This window comes from Veillonella dispar (assembly GCF_937975875.1).
Lineage (GTDB): Bacteria > Bacillota > Negativicutes > Veillonellales > Veillonellaceae > Veillonella > Veillonella dispar_B.
On record NZ_CALJSP010000171.1, the window covers coordinates 20,746 to 42,881 of the forward strand.

The window sequence follows — 22,136 nt, forward strand, 5'->3', positions numbered from 1 at the left end:
TACTTCCCTATTATTACATGTCTTATTTAATATCTATAATCTAAACTACAGAGGTATTATAGATGATCGATTGGCGCTAAATAATCATATTCAATGTCATCAAAGGACTCTACAATCATGTCTTGACGACGTACCTTATCTAGCATTTTAGAGCGAGCTGTAGTAATCGTATCATCACTATGCTTACCACCCCAGAAGGCAAATTTAGATGTGCCTAATGTATATTTAAGAGTGCCATACATACCTTTCGACATGTTATTAGCATTGTTATACCCAATATCTAAAGATATATGTGGTGTCAACTGTAATTCAGCACCAATTTTAATGCCTTTATAATGGTTAGCATTTCGTGCAGTAAACCATGGCACGGACCAATGACCTGGACGTCCCCAATTATATTCTTGTCTATGGCTAAATCCATTGCCGTTCCAACGATAACCATTTACATAGGCACGAGCCCAACGTGCATTTTTAAAGGATCTTACAATCCCTATTTCATAGCCATCTAACACGCCACCACCTACATAGGTATTATAATTTTCACTAGGAATGGTATTATATGGGAATGTATCTGGATAGCCATTAGGATACAACCGTTTAGGATATGGATTACCGCCACCGCCTTTTACGGGTTCCTTATCACCAAGGCCTCTATACACATTGGCATACACTTCGTTGAGACCATTCACATACTCTACACCACCGCTGATACGATTGTAATTTCCTGTGAAAGCACGATCTACAAAAGCGTTAACACCTACATAGGCATGTTCATTTCGGCTAAGACGTCGGTAGCCAATACCAACAGTACCAATAATTCCTAATGTTTCGGATGATTTTTCATCCGTATTTATTTTTGTATAAGAAGTTTGTCCATAGCGATTAATTGTTAATTCAGGAAGAAGATAACCACGCATTTCTTTCGACGCTATTTTCTCACCGCCGCGCCCAATGCGCCCCTGTACAAACAGAACACTTTTACTGTTCTCATCATAATGGGAAATAGGCTGCAATGTTTCTATATAGGCCTTCGTTAGATTGCCGTAATCAGATTGCTTATTATAAATGGTATTCAGATCATCTGTTAAAAAATAACCTTTATCTAATTTGGAATGACCTCCAGACTGTACACCTACCGCAATATCCGTACGATCCATCCAATTGGAACGAACCGCTTCATGCTTAGCCCCATTTACTTCTGTAGTAGAGTCTGCAATACCTTGGCCATGTCCATTTTGTACATCTGCTGCAAAACCTGTAGCACTAAATGCACATGCTACAGCCCCTAAAACCATAGCTCTAAATACTAACTTGCTTATCATATATTACTGTCTCCCCACTAGCCTTTATAAGTGATCATAAGGTACAACCATCCAGAATTCTTCATAGGTATTACCTACTCGCATTGGGCTGCGATCTACTTTATCTAACATTCTAGCCCGTGCATTGGTAATAGTATCATCACTATGCTTACCACCATGCCAAGCAAACTTGGATGTACCTAAGGTGTATTTAACAAAGCCATAAGCCCCACTAGAGTTGTTATTGTCTGATGTATACCCTACATCTAGAGAAATATGTGGTGTAAGTTGTAATGTAGTACCAGCTTGCCAGCCGTGGCTTTTACCAACATTAAGAGTTAAGGCAGGACCTTCACCATGTGTTGTGGCGCCTAAGCCATTCCAATGATAAGCTCCTACATAAGCACGTGCCCAACGAGCATTCTTAAAGGTGCGTGCATAGCTTACATCATATCCGGACAATGCTTTTTGAGACTTGTAAACTGTATAGCCTGCAGTACCACCATCTAGCAAGAATTCAAAATAACCTTCATATAAAGGTACATTATAAGGTTCAGATTTTGTACTATTTAATCCCTTATAGATATTAGCGCGAACTTCGTTAAAGCCAGATACATATTCCAAGCCACCGCTAATACGGTTATATTTTTTCGAGAAGGAATGATCATAAAACGTATTCACACCTACATACGCATGTTCATGTTTACTGAGAATCCGATAGCCTAACCCTACATTAGCAACAGTTCCTAATGATTTAGTATTATGATGTTCTTCAGGTCTATACCGTTGTTCGCCTTTTTTAGTAACTGGATTGTATGGATACCAATATCCCCCATTGCCACCAGAGAAATAGCTAGCTTGATCCTCTTGTCCGCCTTTACCGATGCCACCTTGTACGAATAGAACTGATTTAGAGTTTTCATCATAATGGGTTAATGGTTGTAATGTTTCTACCGAAACTTGAGCCCCTACCTTAGATTGGGTACCGACTATAATATCTGTACGATCCATCCAACTAGAGCGAACCGCTTCATTCTTAGCCCCATTTACTTCTGTAGTAGAATCTGTAATACCTTGGCCATGTCCATTTTGTACATTTGCTGCAAAACCTGTAGCACTAAACGCACATCCTATAGTCCCTAACACCAACGCCTTAATAATTATGTTTCTTCTCATGACTTATACGCTCCCCTCGTTTTGCATAAGAAATAAAACCACACAACACTGCCCGTTCTTCACGTTCATTTCATGGTTAATTCATCTTCATTATAGGTATGCTTGTTTCTATAGTCAATATAACTCCTTATAGTTAAACGACACTTAAAGATTCTCTAAATCATTATGTTACAAATTGATTTCTATTTTCAGGCATAAGAAAAAGACCACCCGCAAGCTGGGTGGTCTTTTTTCTGGGGAATGAAATTGTTATTTGAATAAAGGCAAGATTGCGTTTGCTAAACCAGTAAGTGCAGCCAAAATTGCTTTAACGATAGTTGCTACCATTGCTCTTCCTCCTTCTCATATAAGCACAATAACTAAACTAACTATAAACATCTTAAACTAGGATATTAAGTTTAATATGAAATGAGTAAATTTTTACACATTAATTTTTCATGAGGAAAATAATAAAGTACTAATTATGATAGATAGTTTTATGAGAAAGATAGCATACAATGAATTCATAATTCTATATATTTTCTTAATATTTTGTAAACTAGCATAAATATGACTTAGAAACTCAGCTATAATAGAAAAACCCTTCTCTACATTCCCAGTTCAAACCGAACTAAAGAATATTAGAGAAGGGTTTCTATAAATTATCTTGTTTCCTATCTATAATTATAGGGATTTAACAACCTCTGCACAACGGTGGCAAAGTGTAGGATGTTCGCTATCTTGACCTACTGTATCGCGGTGGATCCAGCAACGTTCACATTTTTCAAGTTCAGATGGAGCAACTACTGTCGCAACGCCTGTTTCTTCGTCTTTTACAGCCTCTGCTGGTGCAGCGCCATTTACGATGTGAGCTTCGGATACGATAACGAGTTTAGCTAAGCCGTCTTCACCAAGAGCGTTCAATGCGTCGAATGCAGCACCTTCAGCATATACTGTAACGGACGCATCCAATGGGTGACCGATTGTTTTGTTTTGACGAGCCAATTCCAATGCTTTTTGTACGGATGTACGCAAGTCTAACAATTGGTTCCATTTATCAGCCAATTCTTGGTTGAAGTGTTCAGGATGACCTTGTGGCCAATCTTGAAGCATAACGGATTCAGGCATGCCTTCTTCTTTAGGCATGTATTTCCAAACTTCTTCTGCTGTGAAGGAAAGTACAGGAGATACCATTGCTACCAATGTTTTCAAGATTTCGTACATTGCTGTTTGCGCAGAACGACGAGCTACGTTGTTTTTGCTTTCAGCATACATAGTATCTTTCATTACATCAAGGTAGATGGAGCTCAAGTCTACTGTGCAGAAGTTATGAATTGCATGGTACAACATGTGGAATTCATAGTTTTCGTACGCTTCAGTAACCTTTTGGCGTACCTCTTCTAAGCGCAACAATGCCCATTTATCGAATTCAGACATATCTGCGTAAGCCACTTTGTCAGTGTTTGGATTGAAGTCATCCAAGTTGCCTAATAAGAAGCGGAATGTATTACGGATCTTACGGTATACTTCGGATAATTGTTTTACGATGTCTTTGGACAAACGTACGTCTGCTTGGTAGTCTGCGGAGGATACCCACAAACGCATAACATCAGCGCCGTATACGTCGATGATGTCGCTAGGAGCTACTGTATTACCTACAGATTTAGACATTTTGCGACCTTCGCCGTCCACAACGAAGCCGTGAGTCAATACGGAGTTGTATGGTGCTTTACCTGTTGTTGCTACTGCAGTTAACAAGGAAGAGTTGAACCAACCGCGATGTTGGTCAGAACCTTCAAGGTACATAGCACATGGTACATCTAAGCCGTTAACTTCAAGTACGCCAGCCCAAGAGGAACCGGAGTCGAACCATACGTCCATGATATCAGTTTCTTTTTTGAACTCATCATGACCGCAATGAGGACATTTGAAGCCTTCTGGTAACAATTCTTTTGCACTGTGAGCCCACCAAGCATCGGAGCCTTCTACAGCTACTTTTTCTTGTAATGCTTTGATAGTATCATCGTTGATGATGTGCTCGCCGCAGCTTTCACAATAGTAAATAGGAATTGGCACGCCCCAAATACGTTGACGGGAAATTACCCAGTCACCACGGTCGCGAACCATGTTGAAGATACGGTCATGGCCCCATTTAGGAATCCATTGTACTTGATTGTCGATCGCATCTAGAGCTTGTTGACGGTAACCATCTACAGAGGAGAACCATTGCTCTGTGGCACGGTAGATTACAGGGTTTTTACAACGCCAGCAGTGAGCGTATTGGTGACGCAAGCTAGATTTGTGAAGCAATGCATTGTTGTGCGCCAAGATTTTGATTACAGGCACTTCTGCATCGTGAATTTCTACGCCAGCCAATGGGAATTCAGTATCGCCATAACGGTTGTCATCTACTTGTTTAGTGTAGTTACCAGTTTCATTAACAAGGGATACGATAGGAAGTTCAGTTTTACCTTCCTTGTTATAACGCATAACGATGTTAAAGTCGTCTTCACCGTGTGCAGGAGCTGTATGTACGCAACCAGTACCTGCTTCAAGTGTTACATGATCGCCACACAATACAGTGGATGTGCGTTCTACGAATGGATGTTTGAATTCAGCCAATTCTAAGTCTGCGCCAGAGAAACGATTTACGATTTCGTAGTCTTCGATGCCGATATCTTTCATAGCTGCATCAACGAGTTCAGTGGCCATCAAGTAGTATTCGTCGCCTACTTTTACCCAGCCGTATTCAAGGTCAGGGTTAACGGAAATAGCTACGTTGGCAGGCATTGTCCAAGGAGTAGTTGTCCAAATAACGGAGTATGCTTGTTTTGGATCTACGCCAGCTGGCAATGTAACCTTTTTCTCAGATACGTAAGGGAATTTTACGTAGATGGAGAAGGATTTTTTCTCAGCATATTCGATTTCTGCTTCTGCCAATGCAGTTTCACAGTGTGTACACCAGTATACAGTTTTAAGCCCTTTGTAGATATGGCCGCGTTTTGCCATTTCGCCGAAGATACCAAGTTGTTTTACTTCGAACTCAGGGCGCAATGTCAAATAAGGGCGATCCCATTCACCTAATACGCCAAAGCGAATGAAGTCTTGTTTTTGAGTTTCTACGCATTCCAATGCATATTCCTTACATTTGTTGCGCAAGTCCAATGGAGCCATTTCATGACGGTTAAGACCAGTATTTTTAATAACCGCATGCTCGATTGGCAAACCGTGTGTATCCCAACCTGGGATATAACGTGTATAGTGACCAGTCATAGTCTTGTATTTCATGATGATGTCCTTCAACGTTTTGTTGAGGGCATGACCGATGTGCAATTTACCGTTCGCATATGGAGGGCCATCATGCAAAATGAAAGGTTTTGCGTCTTTACGCAATTCCAAACGTTTTTGATAAATTTTGTTGTCTTCCCAGAATTTTAAGATTTCTGGTTCGCGCTTAGGCAAATTGCCGCGCATTGGGAATTCTGTTTCAGGCAAATGTAACGTCTTACCGTAATCCATGATGTGCTCCTTTTACATAAAAAAATCGCCCGTCCCCGAAGGGACGGACGTAATATCCGTGGTACCACCCTACTGACCTTCTGTGAAAGCTAGCGCCACCGCATATTCTGCAATCGTCACACCATGCGCCTGCATGATGGTAACTTATAGGACGCAACTCATCACATAACTATGAAAGCCACTTAAACATATAACGGTGTTCACCGGCGGCGTTGCCGCTTGCTCCAAAGTGATCCGCAAATCTCTAGATTTCCAAACCTTTCAGCCCATGAGTTTGGTCTCTACTAAATCCGTCTGAGACGTGCCGTCTTTTTCAACGCAATATTCATATAATAGATAATTATAGGGCTCTCGAGGGTAGATTGTCAAATATTTCATTACCTAATTTTACAAAGATTTTAAAGTCTTAATAACTAAAACAGCCTCTTTCACCATGCAAGAAGCTGTTATTTGTATATATATTTTATTTTTTTACATCACACTTGTCGTTAACAATCGATCTACCAGGAACCACAGCACAAAGATTGCACATAGTAATCCTGCTGTAAGGCCTGTGGTAGGTGTAGCATCAATCAAACCAATTTCATGAGCCATTTGTTTTGTAAGAATAACATGCCCTGTTGGTAATCCAAAACGGTTTGTATGGCTTTCACCAGGAAGAGCCATTAACACTAACAATATAATTGTACCAATAACAGGAACGAGTCCCACAAAGACAAGTCCACCAGAGCGCCCTTGATCGTGCAAGCGTCGTACTGCAACAGCTACGCTAGGGATGACCATAACGACGGACATAAGCACAAGAATGACTAGCCCGAAGCCAACGCCAACCACACTAGAGAGCGGACTGATATAGCTCAAGAATGCACAGGTGAATAGAATAGCTACAAATAGCAATTGATACACCAAAAAGAAATTCCAATATTCGCTACGGCTAGCACGCCCTTCAAAGTCAGCGTATTTATAAACAAAACATTGTTTAAAGTTTTCAATCATGCCTAGACTATATTTATCTAACGAAATGGGTGCTTTACGAATACGTCCACAGTTTGGACAGTATCGTTCACTTTTTAACACCTCGTGTCCACAATAGGGACAAGGTCTCATACTAAACTCCTTCCATTCACAGCAGGAAACAGTGAAGCTCATAAAGTCCTGTTGTTCTTAACACATATAGTAACTTAGATATGTTGTAACGTAACCATATCTATATTTTTAAATTCATCTTTATTTCATTTTACTACAAAGTGTTATATTGTCTATAAAGGAGTTGTTAAACTTTTATAAAATAAAATAATAAGTATGCTATTTGATACAGGTTATTACTATATATAGCCATTGGCATTAATGCCATACCATAATATATCACCGATAGTATCACCAAAGACGATGGATTGAAGAACAAAGATGGTAATGCCCATAACCCAGTCTTGTTTTCGAGATGGAGTTGCTTCAAGCCCTGTAGATTCACTTATATTCCTAGTAATAGGTATATAGGCAGTTCTTTCACCGTAACCATTCTCTCCTTCATCGCCTCGTTTCAATTCATAGTTCAAGAATATAAAGAAGCCTATAATGGGAATAAAGGAAAGCAGTTGAGTCCAGCCGCTACGGCCAATATCATGCATACGTCGCGTTGTGATGGCGATATTGGGAAGCACGAAAAATAAAGTGACTAACAACCTAATTGTATCAATAATAGACTCGAAGTTATAAAGACCAATACCTTTACAAAGAATGGCTACAACCCCTAGTGTTCCTTGAACCATCATCATTCCAGCCATGAATCGCCAGTATTCACTACGGCTCACACGACCTTTAAAATTGGCGTAGTTTTTGATGCCTAGCACGAAGGCATCGGTATAGTTTAAATCATATACATTTACAGATGCCATACTAGTCCTCCTCAAACTCTTCAAAACCTACGATTTTCCAACCGTTACCCACACTATATAAACGTACTAACATAGATGGTCTTTTATCTACAAAGTCCACTCTATATCCGATATAATCCACAATTACATCATCATCAATATCTTGAGATACATAGTCTAATTGTATAGATTCCACAGCAGAACGTTGTTCCTTTACCTTAGCTTGTTGCCAAAGATCAAAGGTGCCATATCGTTCCATTTCACGACTGCTCAACTCTCGATACGCACTATGATAATCCCCATTCGCAAGTGCTTGGTAATACTCTTTCACAACTAGATAACCTTCTGTTGTAGCAGAATCACTACGTAGTAAACGGTTTGCTTTTTTGGTAAAAGCACCTTGTCCTAAATTACCAAAGGCTGTTTCTTCTACCATATAATTATGCCCCATCATAGAGGTCCCTACACTGCTAGCAACCCAACCTAAAACAAGGATAGCCACGGTGAATACACCAGAAATTGATTTCTTTTCCTTTATACTTGGTTCTGCAGATATCTGTTCATTAGTTACGTTTACTTCTTGTGTTGGAGCCGACCGCTTACATAATAGGTAGAGCAAAACCAACCATCCTAAAATAGGAACGAAGATGAGAATCATCAAGGTTGGATCATTATTAGAATCACGCAACCGTCTTGCTACTAGCATAATAGTCGGCAATGTTAATAATACCGTCAATGCAGTCAATACGCCTCCCCCTAAAGATATAGCATATAGAAATCCATAAGGTATGAAGGTAGCAAGACCTGTTATGAATGTAACTAGACCGTATACAAAGGTCATAGCGCTTATGGTAAGCCAAAAATCGGCTGTCGTTGTTCGTCCTTTACCATTTGCATAGTTTTCTACTAGCTCGCGATAGAGGATTTCATATACTCTCTGTTTCATAAAACTCCTACTATATTTAGATATTATACAAACTTAGCTATTACTATTATACTATGCTTTACCAAGGCTTACATTTCATTTTTTCTTCATTGATTTTGCCTATACTAATAATATATTTTTTACAACTAAAATTCGTGCAATTAAGTTTGTATAGGAGATAATACTTATGAACGCTAAATTGACTAAAGTAGTAGCTATGGCCAGCTTGGCAGCATTCTTAACAGTAGGCATTGGTGCTAATGTAGCGCAAGCCAAAGATTACCACTTCCAAATTGGTGAAAACCATCGCATGGTAAAGAACGATGATAGCACAGTGGACAGCAGTGCTCATCCATGGTTCAAACCAGATCAAAAGAAATATAGAAAACATAAAATTTCTGAACGTGAAAAACATGATAAAAATGCCACTGCTAAACGTAGTGAACAACATCAACGTTCCGAATCTACAAACGGCTAATCATTCCCCTTTCATAACTGGTTATCCAGTCATATAACACATAACTAAACTAACTAACCTAAAAAGGACGCTATACACATGTATAACGTCCTTTTTAGTATGTATTGTATTATCTATTTTATTATGCAGTAGCTGTTATTATGCGTCAGCTTTTAGTACAGCTTGTTTCATAGATTGTACGTAGTCAAATAATGCTTGGTCTGCATGTTCACCATGTTCTGCCACGATTTTAACGATAGCAGAGCCTACGATGGCACCATCAGATACGCGCGCCATTGCTTCCGCTTGTTCTGGCTTAGAAATACCAAAGCCAACGGCTACAGGAATATCTGTATATTTACGAATCGTCTCAACGATGGATTTAATATCTGTCTTGATTTCGCTACGCATGCCTGTAACACCGAGGGAAGACACGCAGTACACAAAGCCTTCTGCGTCTTTTGCGATCATTTCGATGCGGTTTTCGGATGTTGGCGCAATCAAGGATACCACTTCAACGCCATGTTTATTAGCTACACTCCCGAGTTCTCCTTTTTCTTCAAAGGGCATATCTGGCACGATAACACCAGAGATACCAACCTCTTCGCAGAGGGTAAAGAATTTTTCACGACCGAATACATAGATAGGGTTCAAGTAGGTCATGAACACGAGTGGTACTGTCACTGCATCATCACCACTGCGCAAACGACGCACCATATCAAAGATATCGTGAATTTTTACGCCTGTAGATAATGCACGTGTGCTCGCTTCCTGGATAACTGGACCTTCCGCTGTTGGATCAGAGAAAGGAATACCAATTTCCACCATGTCGGCGCCGGCTTTCACCATGACGCGAATATAACGTTCTGTATTCTCAATGCCATGATCACCAGCGCTGATGAATGGGATGAATGCCTTACCCTTTGTGAAAGCGTCTTTAATTTTACTCATGAAGATCCACCCCTCTATATTTCGCCATAGCCGCTACGTCTTTGTCACCGCGACCAGATAAACAAATAATAATGATATCATCCTTGCTCATGGTAGGAGCAATTTTACGAGCATGTGCCACTGCATGAGCACTTTCAATAGCTGGAATAATACCTTCTAAACGAGATAAGTATTCGAATGCATCCACTGCTTCATCATCCGTTACAGGCACGTATTCAGCACGACCACTATCGTGCAAGTACGCATGTTCAGGTCCAATGCCAGGGTAATCAAGGCCTGCAGAGATAGAATATACTGGAGCAATTTGGCCGTCTTCGTCTTGGCAGAAGTAAGATTTCATGCCATGGAAGATACCCACAGAGCCTTTTGCGATTGTTGCTGCATGTTCCTCTGTATCAACACCACGACCAGCGGCTTCACAACCGATGAGGCGAACCTCTTCATCAGGAATGAAGTGATAGAACATGCCCATCGCATTGGATCCCCCGCCTACGCAAGCCATAACAGCTGTTGGCAATTTGCCTTCTGCTTCAAGGATTTGCTCACGCGCTTCGCGGCTGATGATAGATTGGAAATCACGAACGATCATCGGGAATGGATGCGCCCCCATAACAGAACCCAATACATAGTGTGTATCAGACATGCGGTTTGTCCATTCGCGCATCGCTTCAGATACAGCATCTTTTAATGTACTTGTACCAGTTGTTACAGGATGTACCTTAGCGCCCAATAATTCCATACGATATACATTAAGTGCTTGACGTTCACAGTCTTCAGCACCCATGTATACTTCACATTCCATGCCCATCAACGCTGCAATTGTAGCTGTTGCTACACCGTGTTGACCGGCCCCAGTTTCAGCAATAACGCGAGTTTTACCCATCCGTTTTGCCAATAACATTTGACCGATTACGTTATTCAATTTGTGAGAACCAGTATGGTTCAAATCTTCACGTTTTAAGTAGATTTTAGCGCCCCCAAGGTCCTTTGTCATGCGTTCTGCATAGTATAAAAGGGATGGACGACCTGTATATTTTTTATGTAAATCCTCAAGTTCGCGTACGAAATCAGGATCATCTTTGTACTTGTTGTATGCCTCTTCCAATTCGATGACTGCATTCATCAATGTTTCTGGCATAAATTGGCCACCGAAGAAACCAAAATAACCATGTCTTTGTTCACTCATATAACTTACCTTTCCATATGCCATTCCCACTAACACGCCTGTATAGCGTTACTATTGGCATCTATCTCAACAATCGATGAATTCCATCGGATGTGTCTAAAATATTATTATATCTTAGATTTATGTATTTTTTGTGATTTAGTGAGCTATTGTTCTCACAATGTTGGTGAAAGCTTTAATTTTCTCATCGTCCTTCACGCCATCTGTTTCAATACCGCTACTAATATCTATACCGTAAGGGCGAACTGTGCGAATAGCACGCGCCACGTTAGTACTGTCGATACCACCTGCAAGCATAAATGGACGTTCAAACTCATCTAAGCAAGACCAGTCGAACACTTCGCCCGTACCACCTCGTTCATCCTTATGATACGCATCAAATAATAGCATATCGGCACTGCTATCGATCCACGCCTCTGCATCTGCAGCGCTTCGGATTTGAACAGCCTTCCAAACCTCTACATCTGTTTTCTCCTTGAAAGCTTGGATGAAAGCCTCATCTTCATCGCCGTGCAATTGCACCGCATCAAGATGGGCTTTTTGTGCAATCATAACGAGGTTTTCTAGAGTTTCATTGACGAAGACACCTACCGTTTTAATAGCGTCAGAATTAGTATTTTCTTCAAAGATCTGCACGTTTTCTGATGCTTTAATCCCTACTGTTCCAGCTTGTACTGTATCATCATTGCATTGTGTTACATCTGTATCGTATTTATCTGCATATTGCTTATGTAGTTCTTCCACTAATGTTTTAGCTTGGTCTACCGTCACTTGCCGTTTACTTGGTGCGAATACAAGGCCCATGTAATCTGGTTTTGCCTCTACTACTGCAGGGATTGTTTCCACCTTAGAAATACCGCACATCTTAACCTTTGGTGTGTAGTATGTGGGCCCATAGAGATATGCCAACTTTTCAACCTTGTTAGGAGAACGCATAAACGTTTCCCCCATCAAGGCTACTCCAATATTGTTATCCCGCAACACTTGGATATCCTCTGGCGTTTCTAGACCGCTTTCAGATACAAAGATCACATCGTCTTGAACGAGATTGCGCAAGCGTACACTATTTTGTACATCTACAGTAAAGTCTTTCAAATTACGGTTGTTAACGCCAATAATACGGGCACCGCAATCAATAGCCATTTGTACTTCTTTTTCGTCATGAGCCTCAACCAAAGAAGATAAGCCAAGAGAGTCCGCTAACTTACGGAACTTGGTCAATGTTGGTACATCGAGGCATGCACAGATTAAGAGGATTGCACTAGCGCCCCATACCTTTGCTTGGTAGATTTGGTATTCATCGATAATGAAATCCTTGCGTAATACAGGAATTTTTACAGTGCTAGCAATTTCTTGTAAGTATTTTTTATCACCTTTAAAGAAGTCTGGCTCTGTCAGTACAGAAATGGCTGCTGCACCAGCAACCTCATATTCTTTGGCGATGTCTAAATACGGGAAGTGCTCTGCTATGATGCCTTTTGATGGAGATGCCTTCTTTACTTCACAAATGAAGTTAAAGTCTTGCTGACGAAGTGCTGCTTCAAAAGGAAATCCTGTATCCGATGGTAACGCTAAGGCCGCTACTTTCACAGCCTCAGGCGTGTCCACCTCTTTTTCTTTGGCCACTCGAACTTTAGTAGCCTCTACAATTTTATCTAAAATCAATGGTTATACCTCTTGTGTTGCTTTCACAAACTGTTCCATTGTAGCAAGCGCCTTGCCAGAGTCGATCATGTTTTTCGCCTCTTCAATGCCCTCTGCTAATGTAAGGCCCTCTTTTGCAAGGTAAATCGCCATACCAGCATTGAGAAGAACTGCGGTGCGTTTACCGCCTTGCTCACCACCGAGAACGCGGCGTGTAATCTCAGCATTTGCTGTTGCGTCGCCACCTTCAAGCTCAGTTTTATCAGCGTATTCGAAACCATAGTCCTTAGGATCGAATTCGTAGCTTGTGAAAGTACCATTATTAATTTCGCATACGTACGTTTTGTTGGTAGCTGTAATTTCATCAAGGCCATCGAAGCCGTGTACCACAGCACCGCGTTTAACGCCAAGATTAGCCAATACACGAGCCAATGGTTCTACCAAAGATTTATCGTACACGCCCATCAACTCCACAGTAGCACCTGCTGGGTTCGCCAATGGTCCAAGAATGTTGAATACAGTACGAACGCCTAACGCTTTACGTACAGGGCCTGCATATTTCATAGCTTGGTGGTATACAGGAGCAAACATGAAGCACATATTTGCTTTGTTGAGGACTGCCTCATTTTGTTCACCATTAAGCTCTAATTTAGCGCCTAATGCTTCGATTAAATCAGCAGCACCACATTTACTGGATACACTGCGGTTACCATGTTTTGCTACAGGAATACCTGCTGCAGAAATGATGAAACCAGATGTAGTAGAAATGTTGAACGTATTCGCTTCGTCCCCGCCAGTACCTACGATTTCTACAACAGTACCTTCATGAGGTACAGAACCTGCCTTCTCACGCATAACCTCAGCAAAGGCTGTAACCTCATCTACAGTAGGGCCTTTCGCTGCCAAAGCGCACAAGAAGCCAGCCATAGGAACCTCGGCTACCTCGCCGCTCATAATCTTGTTCATTGTATCTTTAGCAAGGTCGTAGGATAAATCTTGACCATGCGTTACTGCATATAATGCGTCTTTAATCATTTTATAGCTCCTCGTTTATTTTTCTAGGAAATTGCGAATCATTTGTTCCCCGTTCGGCGTCATGATAGATTCCGGATGGAATTGCACGCCATAGATTGGGTAGTCTTTGTGTTCTACGCTCATTACTTCGCCGTCGTCGGTAATGGATGTAACGATGAGTTCGCTTGGCATGGTTTCGTCAATAATCGCCAAGGAGTGGTAGCGTGCTACTTCAAATTGTTCAGGTACATCTTTAAGGATTTTGGATGGGTGCACTTGTTTGGCTACGCTTTGTTTGCCGTGCATAACTTGTTTTGCATAGGAAACGGTGCCACCGAATACTTCGCCGATGGCTTGGTGACCAAGGCATACGCCGAGGATTGGGAACTCACCTTTGCATTCGCGCAATAGATCTTCGTATACGCCCGCATCAGCTGGTCTGCCAGGTCCTGGTGAAAGTATCACGTAATCTGGTTTCAACGCGCGGATTTCTTCAACTGTTAATTCATCGCTGCGGATGACTTTAATATCTGGATCGATAGAGCCTACTAATTGGTATAAATTGAAGGAGAAGCTATCGTAATTATCTATAAGGAGTACCATTATTCTACCTCCTGTGCATCTGTAGTTGCGGAAATCATGGATTGGCCTTTCATCAAAGTTTCATTGTATTCGCTTGCAGGTACGCTATCACGAACGATACCTGCACCAGCGCGAACATAAACCTTACCGCCTTTATTCATAGCCATACGGATGCCGATACATACGTCCATGTTACCAGAGAAGTCGATGTAACCTACAGCGCCGCCGTATACACCGCGCGGGCTTTTTTCTAGTTCGTGTAAGATTTCAATAGCGCGAATTTTAGGAGCCCCGGACAATGTGCCAGCTGGCAATGTAGCCCCGATAGCATCGAGAGCATCTTTACCGTCTTGAATGTCACCGCTTACAGTAGATGTAATGTGAATAACATGAGAGAAACGTTGCAACATATGTAACGCCTCTACTTGTACGGAACCGAATTTAGCAATTTTACCTAAATCGTTACGGCCAAGGTCAACGAGCATGTTATGTTCAGCCAACTCTTTCTCGTCGTTAATGAGTTTTTCTTCAATAGCGATGTCCTCTGCTTCGGTTTTACCGCGGCGCATAGTACCTGCAATTGGGAAGGTGTACATTTTACCATCCGTCAATTTTACCAATGTTTCTGGAGAGGCACCTGTAAGCTCTACATCGCCACCAGATAGGTAGAACATGTATGGAGATGGGTTCAACGTACGCAATACGCGGTATGCATTTAACAAGCTGCCATCGAACTCAGCTTCACGGCGGTTAGATACAACACATTGGAAGATATCCCCTTCCTTAATGTAATGCTGTGTCTTTTTAACAACTGCTTCAAACTCGTCCTTTGTAAATTCAGAAGTGAACTCTGTTTTAAGGATGCCTTTTGGAATGTCCGCCTCTTTGCCGTTTACTACGAGATCAGCTAATGCTTTAAGTTCAAGCTCAGCCTTGTTGTAGTTACGTTCCAAATCATTTGTGCTGATGTTAGCAATCAGGTAGATTTTGTTTTTGTAATGGTCGAATGCGATTACCTTATCGAAGAGCATAAGGTCTACATCGTTGACCATAGCAGGGTCATCATCTGGTGTTGGGAAATCGAGGGTTGGCTCGATATAGCGGATATATTCGCAAGCAAAGTAACCTACAAAGCCGCCTGTGAATGTTGGTAATTCTTCTAAGCGAGGGCTTTTATATTGGCTCAAAATATTGCGAATCTCTGCAGCTGGGTCTGAACAATCAAAGGTACGTGTTGTACCGTCTTTGATAGTCATTTGATGATTTTTGCAGAAGAGCTCAATCTTAGGATCATAGCCCAAGAAGGAGTAACGGCCCCAATGATTACTATTATCCGCACTTTCAAGCAAGTACGTATGACTGCTCACTTGTTTTAACGCTTTCAACACGCTAATCGGTGTGCGTACGTCGGATAAAATTTCCATATATACAGGCACGATATCGTAGCCCGGTGCGATAGCTTTCACACGGTCAAGACTAGGAAAAATCATGAGAACCTCCATCTGGCGTTGGCCAATAAAAAAACTCGCCCATGACAATATAACGTCAAGGACGAGTCTATAGTTCTATTTTTACAAGAGTATTAGAAAATACTTGTATTATGCTATAAATCGCGGTACCACCTTGTTTGAATGCAGCGCATTCCTCTTTCGCAGGATACTAACATATCCCTCACGACTAACGCTCGTGTGACGTCGCACCATACTAGGAATGAAATTCATTCTGTTCCATGCGCCCTCGGTGGTCCATTTAATAAGCTGCGTACTACGGGTTCTCAGCTAATCCCGCTCTCTGTGAGTGCATTTCCTATTTTTATCTCCACCTCATCGGTTTCTTTTAGGCGAGTATAAAATTATAATCTGATTATAATATTTCTATAGAATGAAAGTCAAGAAAAATCTCAACTTTCACCTTATCCTTACATTCGTTCATCACCTAATACCCATATATAATCCAATTACTGATTTCCCTAGTCCCCTCCAAATTCAGAATATTTATATTGTGTTCCTCTAAATACTAATAGTATACTGAAACTACATATGTTATCAGGTTTTACTGATTATTATGCGGAGGAGAGAGCATGAGTTTTTATTTCACTGATCAAATACAACAGTCTTTCAATAAAATATTCCACCAGTGTAATAAAGATATAGCTTGGGCGGGCAAAGCTGAGCTTGACGCACTTGTGAAACTTGACGAGGAAGGCCAAAAGATTCCTGGTATTGGCGATGTGTACGCTATTTTGGCACGCGTCTATTCTGGCCCTCAGTTCACCTGGATTGAAGCAGGCTTTCCTGAGGATGACACAAAGGCGTATAGTTATTTACATACGGCTATTCGCAAAGGCAGTGCCATCGCTATTTTACAAGCTATGCGTACCTCTGGTGCCCTCACGCCAACTATTGAAAAAGAGTTGCCTATGACGAAGGACCAAGCATTCCAGCGCGTCTATGAGGGCGCCCAAAAAGGTTGTTCCTACTGTGCCTACGCCATTGCCAATGTATTCCAATGGGGCGATTACCGCCTCTTGCCATCTGCACGAAAGATAGTTAATGAAGGTGAACCATCTGGTGTTGTCCATTTTTTAAAATCTTTATTTGTACAAGTAGATCAACGTAGATTGGCAAATAAAGTAACGGCCATTGCGCAGCAATGGTTACATAAATCTGCAGCGGCAGGTCTTGTCATTGCGTACCGCAACTTGCGCCTTACCTATGCCGAGCAAAATAATAGGGCAATGGAAGAACAAGTCATTTTTGAAGGGGCTGCAGCAGGTTTGCCACTCATGATGTATTTAGCAGGCGATATATGTAAGTCGCGTGGAGAGCATGAACGAGCTCTCGAGTATTTTGAGCGCGGCGCAGCCATGAATAATGGCCTGTGCTTGCGTGAAGCTGCTGAATATTATGCGAAACCAGGTGAGTCTCACAAAAGAATCCCTCAAGATATTCAAAAGGCCCTCAAATACTATGAACGTGCCGCTATAAGCCCAGATTATTTAGACTTTAATGACCACGCTTATGTTACAATGCAAGCCATCATTCTTCGTACATTGAACATCGATGGGCAATCCCAAGACTGGTCTCGCATTGCTCACTTATTGCAACATCCAGCTATTTACAGTCTCGATAGCCTTTGGCCATATCTCGCTTATGTATTTACGTTCAAAAAAGGTAATACCCCTGCCATAGAAACCGCCGTAGAGTGCGTTGATCAGTCTAGCAAATGTTACGATAGATACGGCAGTTATGACTATGCGGACCATCTATGGCAACTGGCAGCGGGCTATTGCTACGAAACTGGTGCCATTACCAAAAAGCCGGAGTTAGACCTAGCCGTTACCTTCTACGAGCATGCTCGTGAAAGCATCAACCGTCTCAACACAAGAACTGATAATTGTTTTGGTACTGGTGAACCGTTGGTAATTCCTGACGAAGCATCTGAACGATTAGACGCCTTTGAACTCGTTAACGGACATTATCAGTACAAAGAAGGTGTCACACAATCTTCTACAACGTGCAATCCTATGCCACCTGCTTGGCCGCAAAACTCTGTTGACGTCTTAGAAATCTTTGAGGACTCTACAACTGGTTGGCGCACGAATAAATACGACTGGAATTTCATTCAACGGGAATGGGATACACAAAAATATCTCAGCTTTATCATCTATGATAATCGCCAATCCATAGGAAACGTTATTCACGATGTGTACAGCATCGTTATGTTCCACAATGAAGATAAAAATGCTTGTACCATCTATCTATATGGCTATATTGACAATCCAACGGAACGCGATGAAACCTTGGAGCCTACGGTATACGAAATACGATACTTCAAGGAGATGTCCATTCCTGAAGGTCTCGCTTTAATTAAGGAATTCTATGATCATGCTACATTGCCTGTTATTGATGAAAGTTGGGAGAAAGAGTACAAAAACACTACGCCTCCTCGGGAATACGTATTAACTTGCGACAACGATATTTTCTACCTCAATCAATATGAATTTTCAAATCAAATGATTAAGGATGCCTTAGAAGGCGTAGCGAATGGTAAGTATGATATGATTTCGGTTCGCCCTTCTAGCATTGATGATCAATGCATTAGCTATTATATCGAGCGCAAAAAAGGTAAAAACTTACGCATTCAACTCTATGCCACTGTAGACGAGGACAACGAATATGTCTTCGAACGAGAATCTTGCAACTTAACCTCCATTAACTACTGGATTCAGGAATCTATAACAAGCAACAAACTACCGGATTTAAGTGATTGGGATGAAATAAAACAAAAATAAGAGTATTATTTTATTAAGAACATACTACGACTAAGAAAGGAGGAATACGTTGGAAACGTGGAAACGAACGGTATACATCAGTTTAGTCTGTGTATTCTGTACAGCCTTTGGTGTAAGTCAGCTAGCTCCAATCCTGCCTTTATACTTTCACGATTTAGGCGTCCAAACACCAGAAGCAATGTCCTTATGGTCTGGTTTAGCAACCGGTGCAACCTACATAATCGTTTGCTTAGCAGCACCATTTTGGGGGCGTGTGGCGGACAAAAAAGGTCGAAAAATTACATTAATACGATCTAGCTTTGGCATGGCCTTATGTAATGCTTTGATTGCCTTTCAAACAACCCCAGAGGGAGTCGTACTAATTCGTTTAATCCAAGGTCTTGTGAGTGGCTTTTACTCTGCATCAATCACCTTGATTGCGTCGGAAACTCCTATTGAACGAACAGGTTGGGCCTTAGGTTTATTAGCCTCTGCCAATCTTGCAGGTTCACTAATAGGGCCTTTATTGGGTGGATATATTGCAGATACAGTAGGCATTCGTAATGACTTCATCATCGTCGGTACGCTCATGGGTTTAGCTGGTGTGCTAGCTACTATATTCATCCATGAAAATTATGTACCAAAGCCTAATCCTGAAAAACTTTCCATCCGCAAGTTAAAAGAGCAAATACCAGAATTTAATAGCATTGTCGCATTATGTGTAGCCTCCTTTATCTACGCAATATGTATTATGTCCTTACAACCTGTTATCTCCGTATATATTAAAGGAATCGTTCCTAGCGACACAGAAAATCTCGCATTTATTGCAGGTGCCGTATTCTCCGCTATGGGTATTGCTCAACTTATGAGTAGCTCTCCACTAGGTAAATTAGTCGATAAAATTGGCCCCCGTAAAGTGTTAGTAGTCTCTCTTATCTATGTAGGGGTTTTAAATATCCCTCAAGCCTATGTTTCTGATGTATATCAACTTGCCATCATCAGATTCCTACAAGGTTTTGGTTTAGGTGGTATGCTTCCAGCTTTAAACACCTACCTATCTTCCAAAACACCTCGAGAATTTACAGGCCAAGTATTCTCCTATAATCAATCCTGTCTATTCTTTGGCTATTTCTTAGGATCTGTCGGCGGTGCTAGCCTTATGGCATGGCTAGGCTTTACTACACTATTCTGGGTTAGTGGTGGCTTATTTATTATTTCCGCTCTATGGATTGGTTTCAAACTAAAATAATAGAAATTTACAATATAAATAGAACCACATAACTCTACAATATAAAGAGAACCCCTTCATGATGTTAATCATAATGGGGTTCTTTTCTTATGCATTTTAAATTTAAAAGCTTTAAGCTGTTTAACTTTATATCATTATAGTTGCACAACTACATGTTATCTAATTATAGTAACAATAGCATAATCACTACTGTAGCAATAATACATGGTACAGCATTACGTTTTGCCATTTCCATAGGATTGATACCAGCAAGGCCGGCAATGATGATACCTGCACCTGCTACTGGACTCATACTACGACCGATACCAGCACCTAATTGGGCCATGGAGCCCAGTTGCATAATGCCATAGCCAAAGTCAGCTGCATGAGGTGTTACCGCACCGTTAAACGCAAGGGCTGCTGCATTACCAGAACCAGAAATAACAGCTAATAAGAATGGACCAAAGGCAGCACCGATTTGAGCAATTTGTTGAGAGTTCTTCATGCCATCAATGAGTGCACTTGTAAGGCCGATGTATTGCATACCTGCTGTAAAGCACGCTGCTGCAGCCATAAGACCAACTACATCGCACATGCCATCGCCAGTACCACGGAAGAATTTCTTAACTGCATCTGTTACATTAGGTCGTACTGCAATAATACCGATAGCCGTACCAATTAACATGGACACAGGAACGGAAATCTCTGGAATCACTGCTACTTGTTTACTACCAAGTACGAGTAATACAAGAGGAATGATTGGGATGATGGCATATAAGTAATTTACCTTGAATTCTTTGCCTTCTTCTTCGTTAGCATCTTTCAATACATACCCTGTATGTTCCTTCTTAACGATAGCTACGATATTGAGCAAGATCGCCGCTACTACAATGCCGATTATAGCTTGCATAGAGAAGCTAGCAATAACGGTCATTACGTCTTCACCGGCTAGTTGTGCTACTTGTGGGTTAAACATAAGGCCTGGGCTCAATGCACTACCCCAAGTTCCTAAGAAAATAGCAGAGCCTGCCATGGCAGGATGCACACCAGAGCGAATCAATGCAGGAATTAGCAATGCGCCCACAGCAGCTGCACAGCCTGCTGCAGTAGGCAACGCAATGTTGATCAAGAACGTAATAATAACAGCACCAGGGATGATGATTTTAGTCATCTTTTTAAGGCCTGCAGAGATGAAATATACCATGTGCTCTGTACATTTTGTATATTCCATAACATAACTAAAACCAAGTACTGTACAAATGGTTGGTACAAGACCTGGATTTGTAAGTTCTTTTACAAAGGCTGTCGTACCAGCACCAAGTTGCCCACCAATAAAGCACATTAATAAGCCCGATAGCAATAAAACGAGCCGTGTTTCAAACTGTTTAATAATGGCAATAAACGTCGCCACTACGATAACAATACCAGCAATAACCATATTCTCTCCAATCCGTGTACTTTCAACTTAAAACGGCTAACAATACTCTATTACATCTTAAATTTGAAATACACTTTTACACAATCTGATATCAACGGATATCTCTACTTACACAAGTTTTGTAGTTTCTAAACTAAGTTTTCTAAGCACTGTATCCAATACCTTAGCGCCTGTAACGATGTCATCCATTTCCGCAAATTCAGCTGGATTATGACTAATACCTTCGCGGCATGGGATAAAAATCATCCCAGTTGGAACATCATCGGCCCAGTGCATAGCATCATGACCAGCACCGCTTGGCATGGTCATATAGTCTACACCTACAGACTTAACAGCCTCTTCGATTTCTCGAATCATGGCCGGATGCATCGCTACAGGATGATCCTGTGCGATAGGCTCAATCGTATAGGATAAGCCTCGTTTCTCTGCAATAACATCAATAAATTCCTTAATGAGGGTAACTACAGAATCACGGGCCACCTTAGAAATACTGCGAATATCTATTCCTAGCTTCACCGCTCCAGGAATGACGTTCATCGCTCCTGGCATAACCTCAACAACACCGGTACGGTAGAGCCTGTAAATATTT

17 protein-coding genes are annotated in these 22,136 nt (G+C 41.3%); 3 read left to right on the forward strand and 14 right to left on the reverse strand.

The annotated features are described in order from the left end of the window. Window positions 1-56: 56 nt before the first annotated feature. From Q7P05_RS08475 to Q7P05_RS08500, 6 genes are all read right to left on the reverse strand, one after another. Entirely contained in the window at window positions 57-1,322 is a 1,266-nt protein-coding gene (locus Q7P05_RS08475) for an inverse autotransporter beta domain-containing protein (protein ID WP_303881090.1), read from the reverse strand. A gap of 24 nt (window positions 1,323-1,346) precedes the next feature. After that, window positions 1,347-2,477 carry an inverse autotransporter beta domain-containing protein gene (locus Q7P05_RS08480; protein WP_303931625.1) on the reverse strand — a complete coding sequence of 377 codons (1,131 nt, stop codon included), beginning with the start codon at window positions 2,475-2,477 and terminating at the stop codon, window positions 1,347-1,349. Window positions 2,478-3,140: 663 nt separating this feature from the next. Next, window positions 3,141-5,975, reverse strand: coding sequence for an isoleucine--tRNA ligase (gene ileS, locus Q7P05_RS08485; RefSeq protein ID WP_303931627.1), 2,835 nt, complete (start codon window positions 5,973-5,975; stop codon window positions 3,141-3,143). A gap of 471 nt (window positions 5,976-6,446) precedes the next feature. Beyond that, window positions 6,447-7,082: a DUF805 domain-containing protein gene (locus tag Q7P05_RS08490; RefSeq protein WP_024066823.1), complete on the reverse strand. Its 636-nt coding sequence runs from the start codon at window positions 7,080-7,082 to the stop codon at window positions 6,447-6,449. Window positions 7,083-7,300: 218 nt separating this feature from the next. Next, entirely contained in the window at window positions 7,301-7,870 is a 570-nt protein-coding gene (locus Q7P05_RS08495; protein ID WP_195186299.1) for a DUF805 domain-containing protein, read from the reverse strand. A gap of 1 nt (window position 7,871) precedes the next feature. After that, on the reverse strand, window positions 7,872-8,795 hold the full coding sequence (locus Q7P05_RS08500; protein WP_195186300.1) for a DUF805 domain-containing protein: 924 nt from the start codon (window positions 8,793-8,795) through the stop codon (window positions 7,872-7,874). Between the two features lie 166 nt (window positions 8,796-8,961). Between Q7P05_RS08500 and Q7P05_RS08505 the strand changes: the two genes are divergently transcribed. Continuing rightward, the gene (locus Q7P05_RS08505) at window positions 8,962-9,252 is read left to right on the forward strand and encodes a hypothetical protein (RefSeq protein ID WP_302858127.1); all 291 of its coding nucleotides are present in this window, start codon (window positions 8,962-8,964) and stop codon (window positions 9,250-9,252) included. 138 nt (window positions 9,253-9,390) lie between these two features. Here Q7P05_RS08505 and trpA read toward each other — a convergent pair whose 3' ends face one another. The 6 genes from trpA to Q7P05_RS08535 all read right to left on the reverse strand — a co-directional run bounded on the left by trpA (window position 9,391) and on the right by Q7P05_RS08535 (window position 16,098). Further along, window positions 9,391-10,182, reverse strand: a complete 792-nt coding sequence (trpA, locus tag Q7P05_RS08510; protein ID WP_156719401.1) for a tryptophan synthase subunit alpha — start codon at window positions 10,180-10,182, stop codon at window positions 9,391-9,393. Beyond that, window positions 10,175-11,368, reverse strand: a complete 1,194-nt coding sequence (gene trpB, locus Q7P05_RS08515) for a tryptophan synthase subunit beta (protein WP_303931630.1) — start codon at window positions 11,366-11,368, stop codon at window positions 10,175-10,177. The genes trpA and trpB overlap by 8 nt, the downstream gene beginning before the upstream one ends. 138 nt (window positions 11,369-11,506) lie before the next feature. Continuing rightward, window positions 11,507-13,033: an indole-3-glycerol phosphate synthase TrpC gene (gene trpC / locus Q7P05_RS08520; protein ID WP_303931632.1), complete on the reverse strand. Its 1,527-nt coding sequence runs from the start codon at window positions 13,031-13,033 to the stop codon at window positions 11,507-11,509. Between the two features lie 3 nt (window positions 13,034-13,036). Next, the gene (gene trpD / locus Q7P05_RS08525) at window positions 13,037-14,047 is read right to left on the reverse strand and encodes an anthranilate phosphoribosyltransferase (RefSeq protein WP_105089615.1); all 1,011 of its coding nucleotides are present in this window, start codon (window positions 14,045-14,047) and stop codon (window positions 13,037-13,039) included. Between the two features lie 15 nt (window positions 14,048-14,062). Then, a complete protein-coding gene (locus tag Q7P05_RS08530) occupies window positions 14,063-14,629 on the reverse strand; it encodes an aminodeoxychorismate/anthranilate synthase component II (protein ID WP_005387556.1) in 567 nt (188 codons plus the stop codon). Beyond that, window positions 14,629-16,098, reverse strand: a complete 1,470-nt coding sequence (locus tag Q7P05_RS08535) for an anthranilate synthase component I family protein (RefSeq protein WP_303931636.1) — start codon at window positions 16,096-16,098, stop codon at window positions 14,629-14,631. The genes Q7P05_RS08530 and Q7P05_RS08535 overlap by 1 nt, the downstream gene beginning before the upstream one ends. A 590-nt stretch (window positions 16,099-16,688) precedes the next feature. Between Q7P05_RS08535 and Q7P05_RS08540 the strand changes: the two genes are divergently transcribed. Both Q7P05_RS08540 and Q7P05_RS08545 read left to right on the forward strand, forming a co-directional pair. Continuing rightward, a complete protein-coding gene (locus tag Q7P05_RS08540; protein WP_105089612.1) occupies window positions 16,689-18,902 on the forward strand; it encodes an SEL1-like repeat protein in 2,214 nt (737 codons plus the stop codon). A gap of 49 nt (window positions 18,903-18,951) precedes the next feature. After that, window positions 18,952-20,130 (forward strand): MFS transporter, encoded by a 1,179-nt coding sequence (locus tag Q7P05_RS08545; protein WP_105089611.1) that lies wholly within the window; start codon window positions 18,952-18,954, stop codon window positions 20,128-20,130. A 163-nt stretch (window positions 20,131-20,293) separates the two neighbouring features. Here the strand turns inward: Q7P05_RS08545 and dcuC are convergent, their stop codons facing one another. Both dcuC and Q7P05_RS08555 read right to left on the reverse strand, forming a co-directional pair. After that, window positions 20,294-21,547: a C4-dicarboxylate transporter DcuC gene (dcuC, locus tag Q7P05_RS08550; protein ID WP_105089610.1), complete on the reverse strand. Its 1,254-nt coding sequence runs from the start codon at window positions 21,545-21,547 to the stop codon at window positions 20,294-20,296. A 108-nt stretch (window positions 21,548-21,655) separates the two neighbouring features. Continuing rightward, window positions 21,656-22,136: M20/M25/M40 family metallo-hydrolase (locus tag Q7P05_RS08555; protein WP_303931640.1), on the reverse strand; the 481-nt coding region annotated here is incomplete at its 5' end.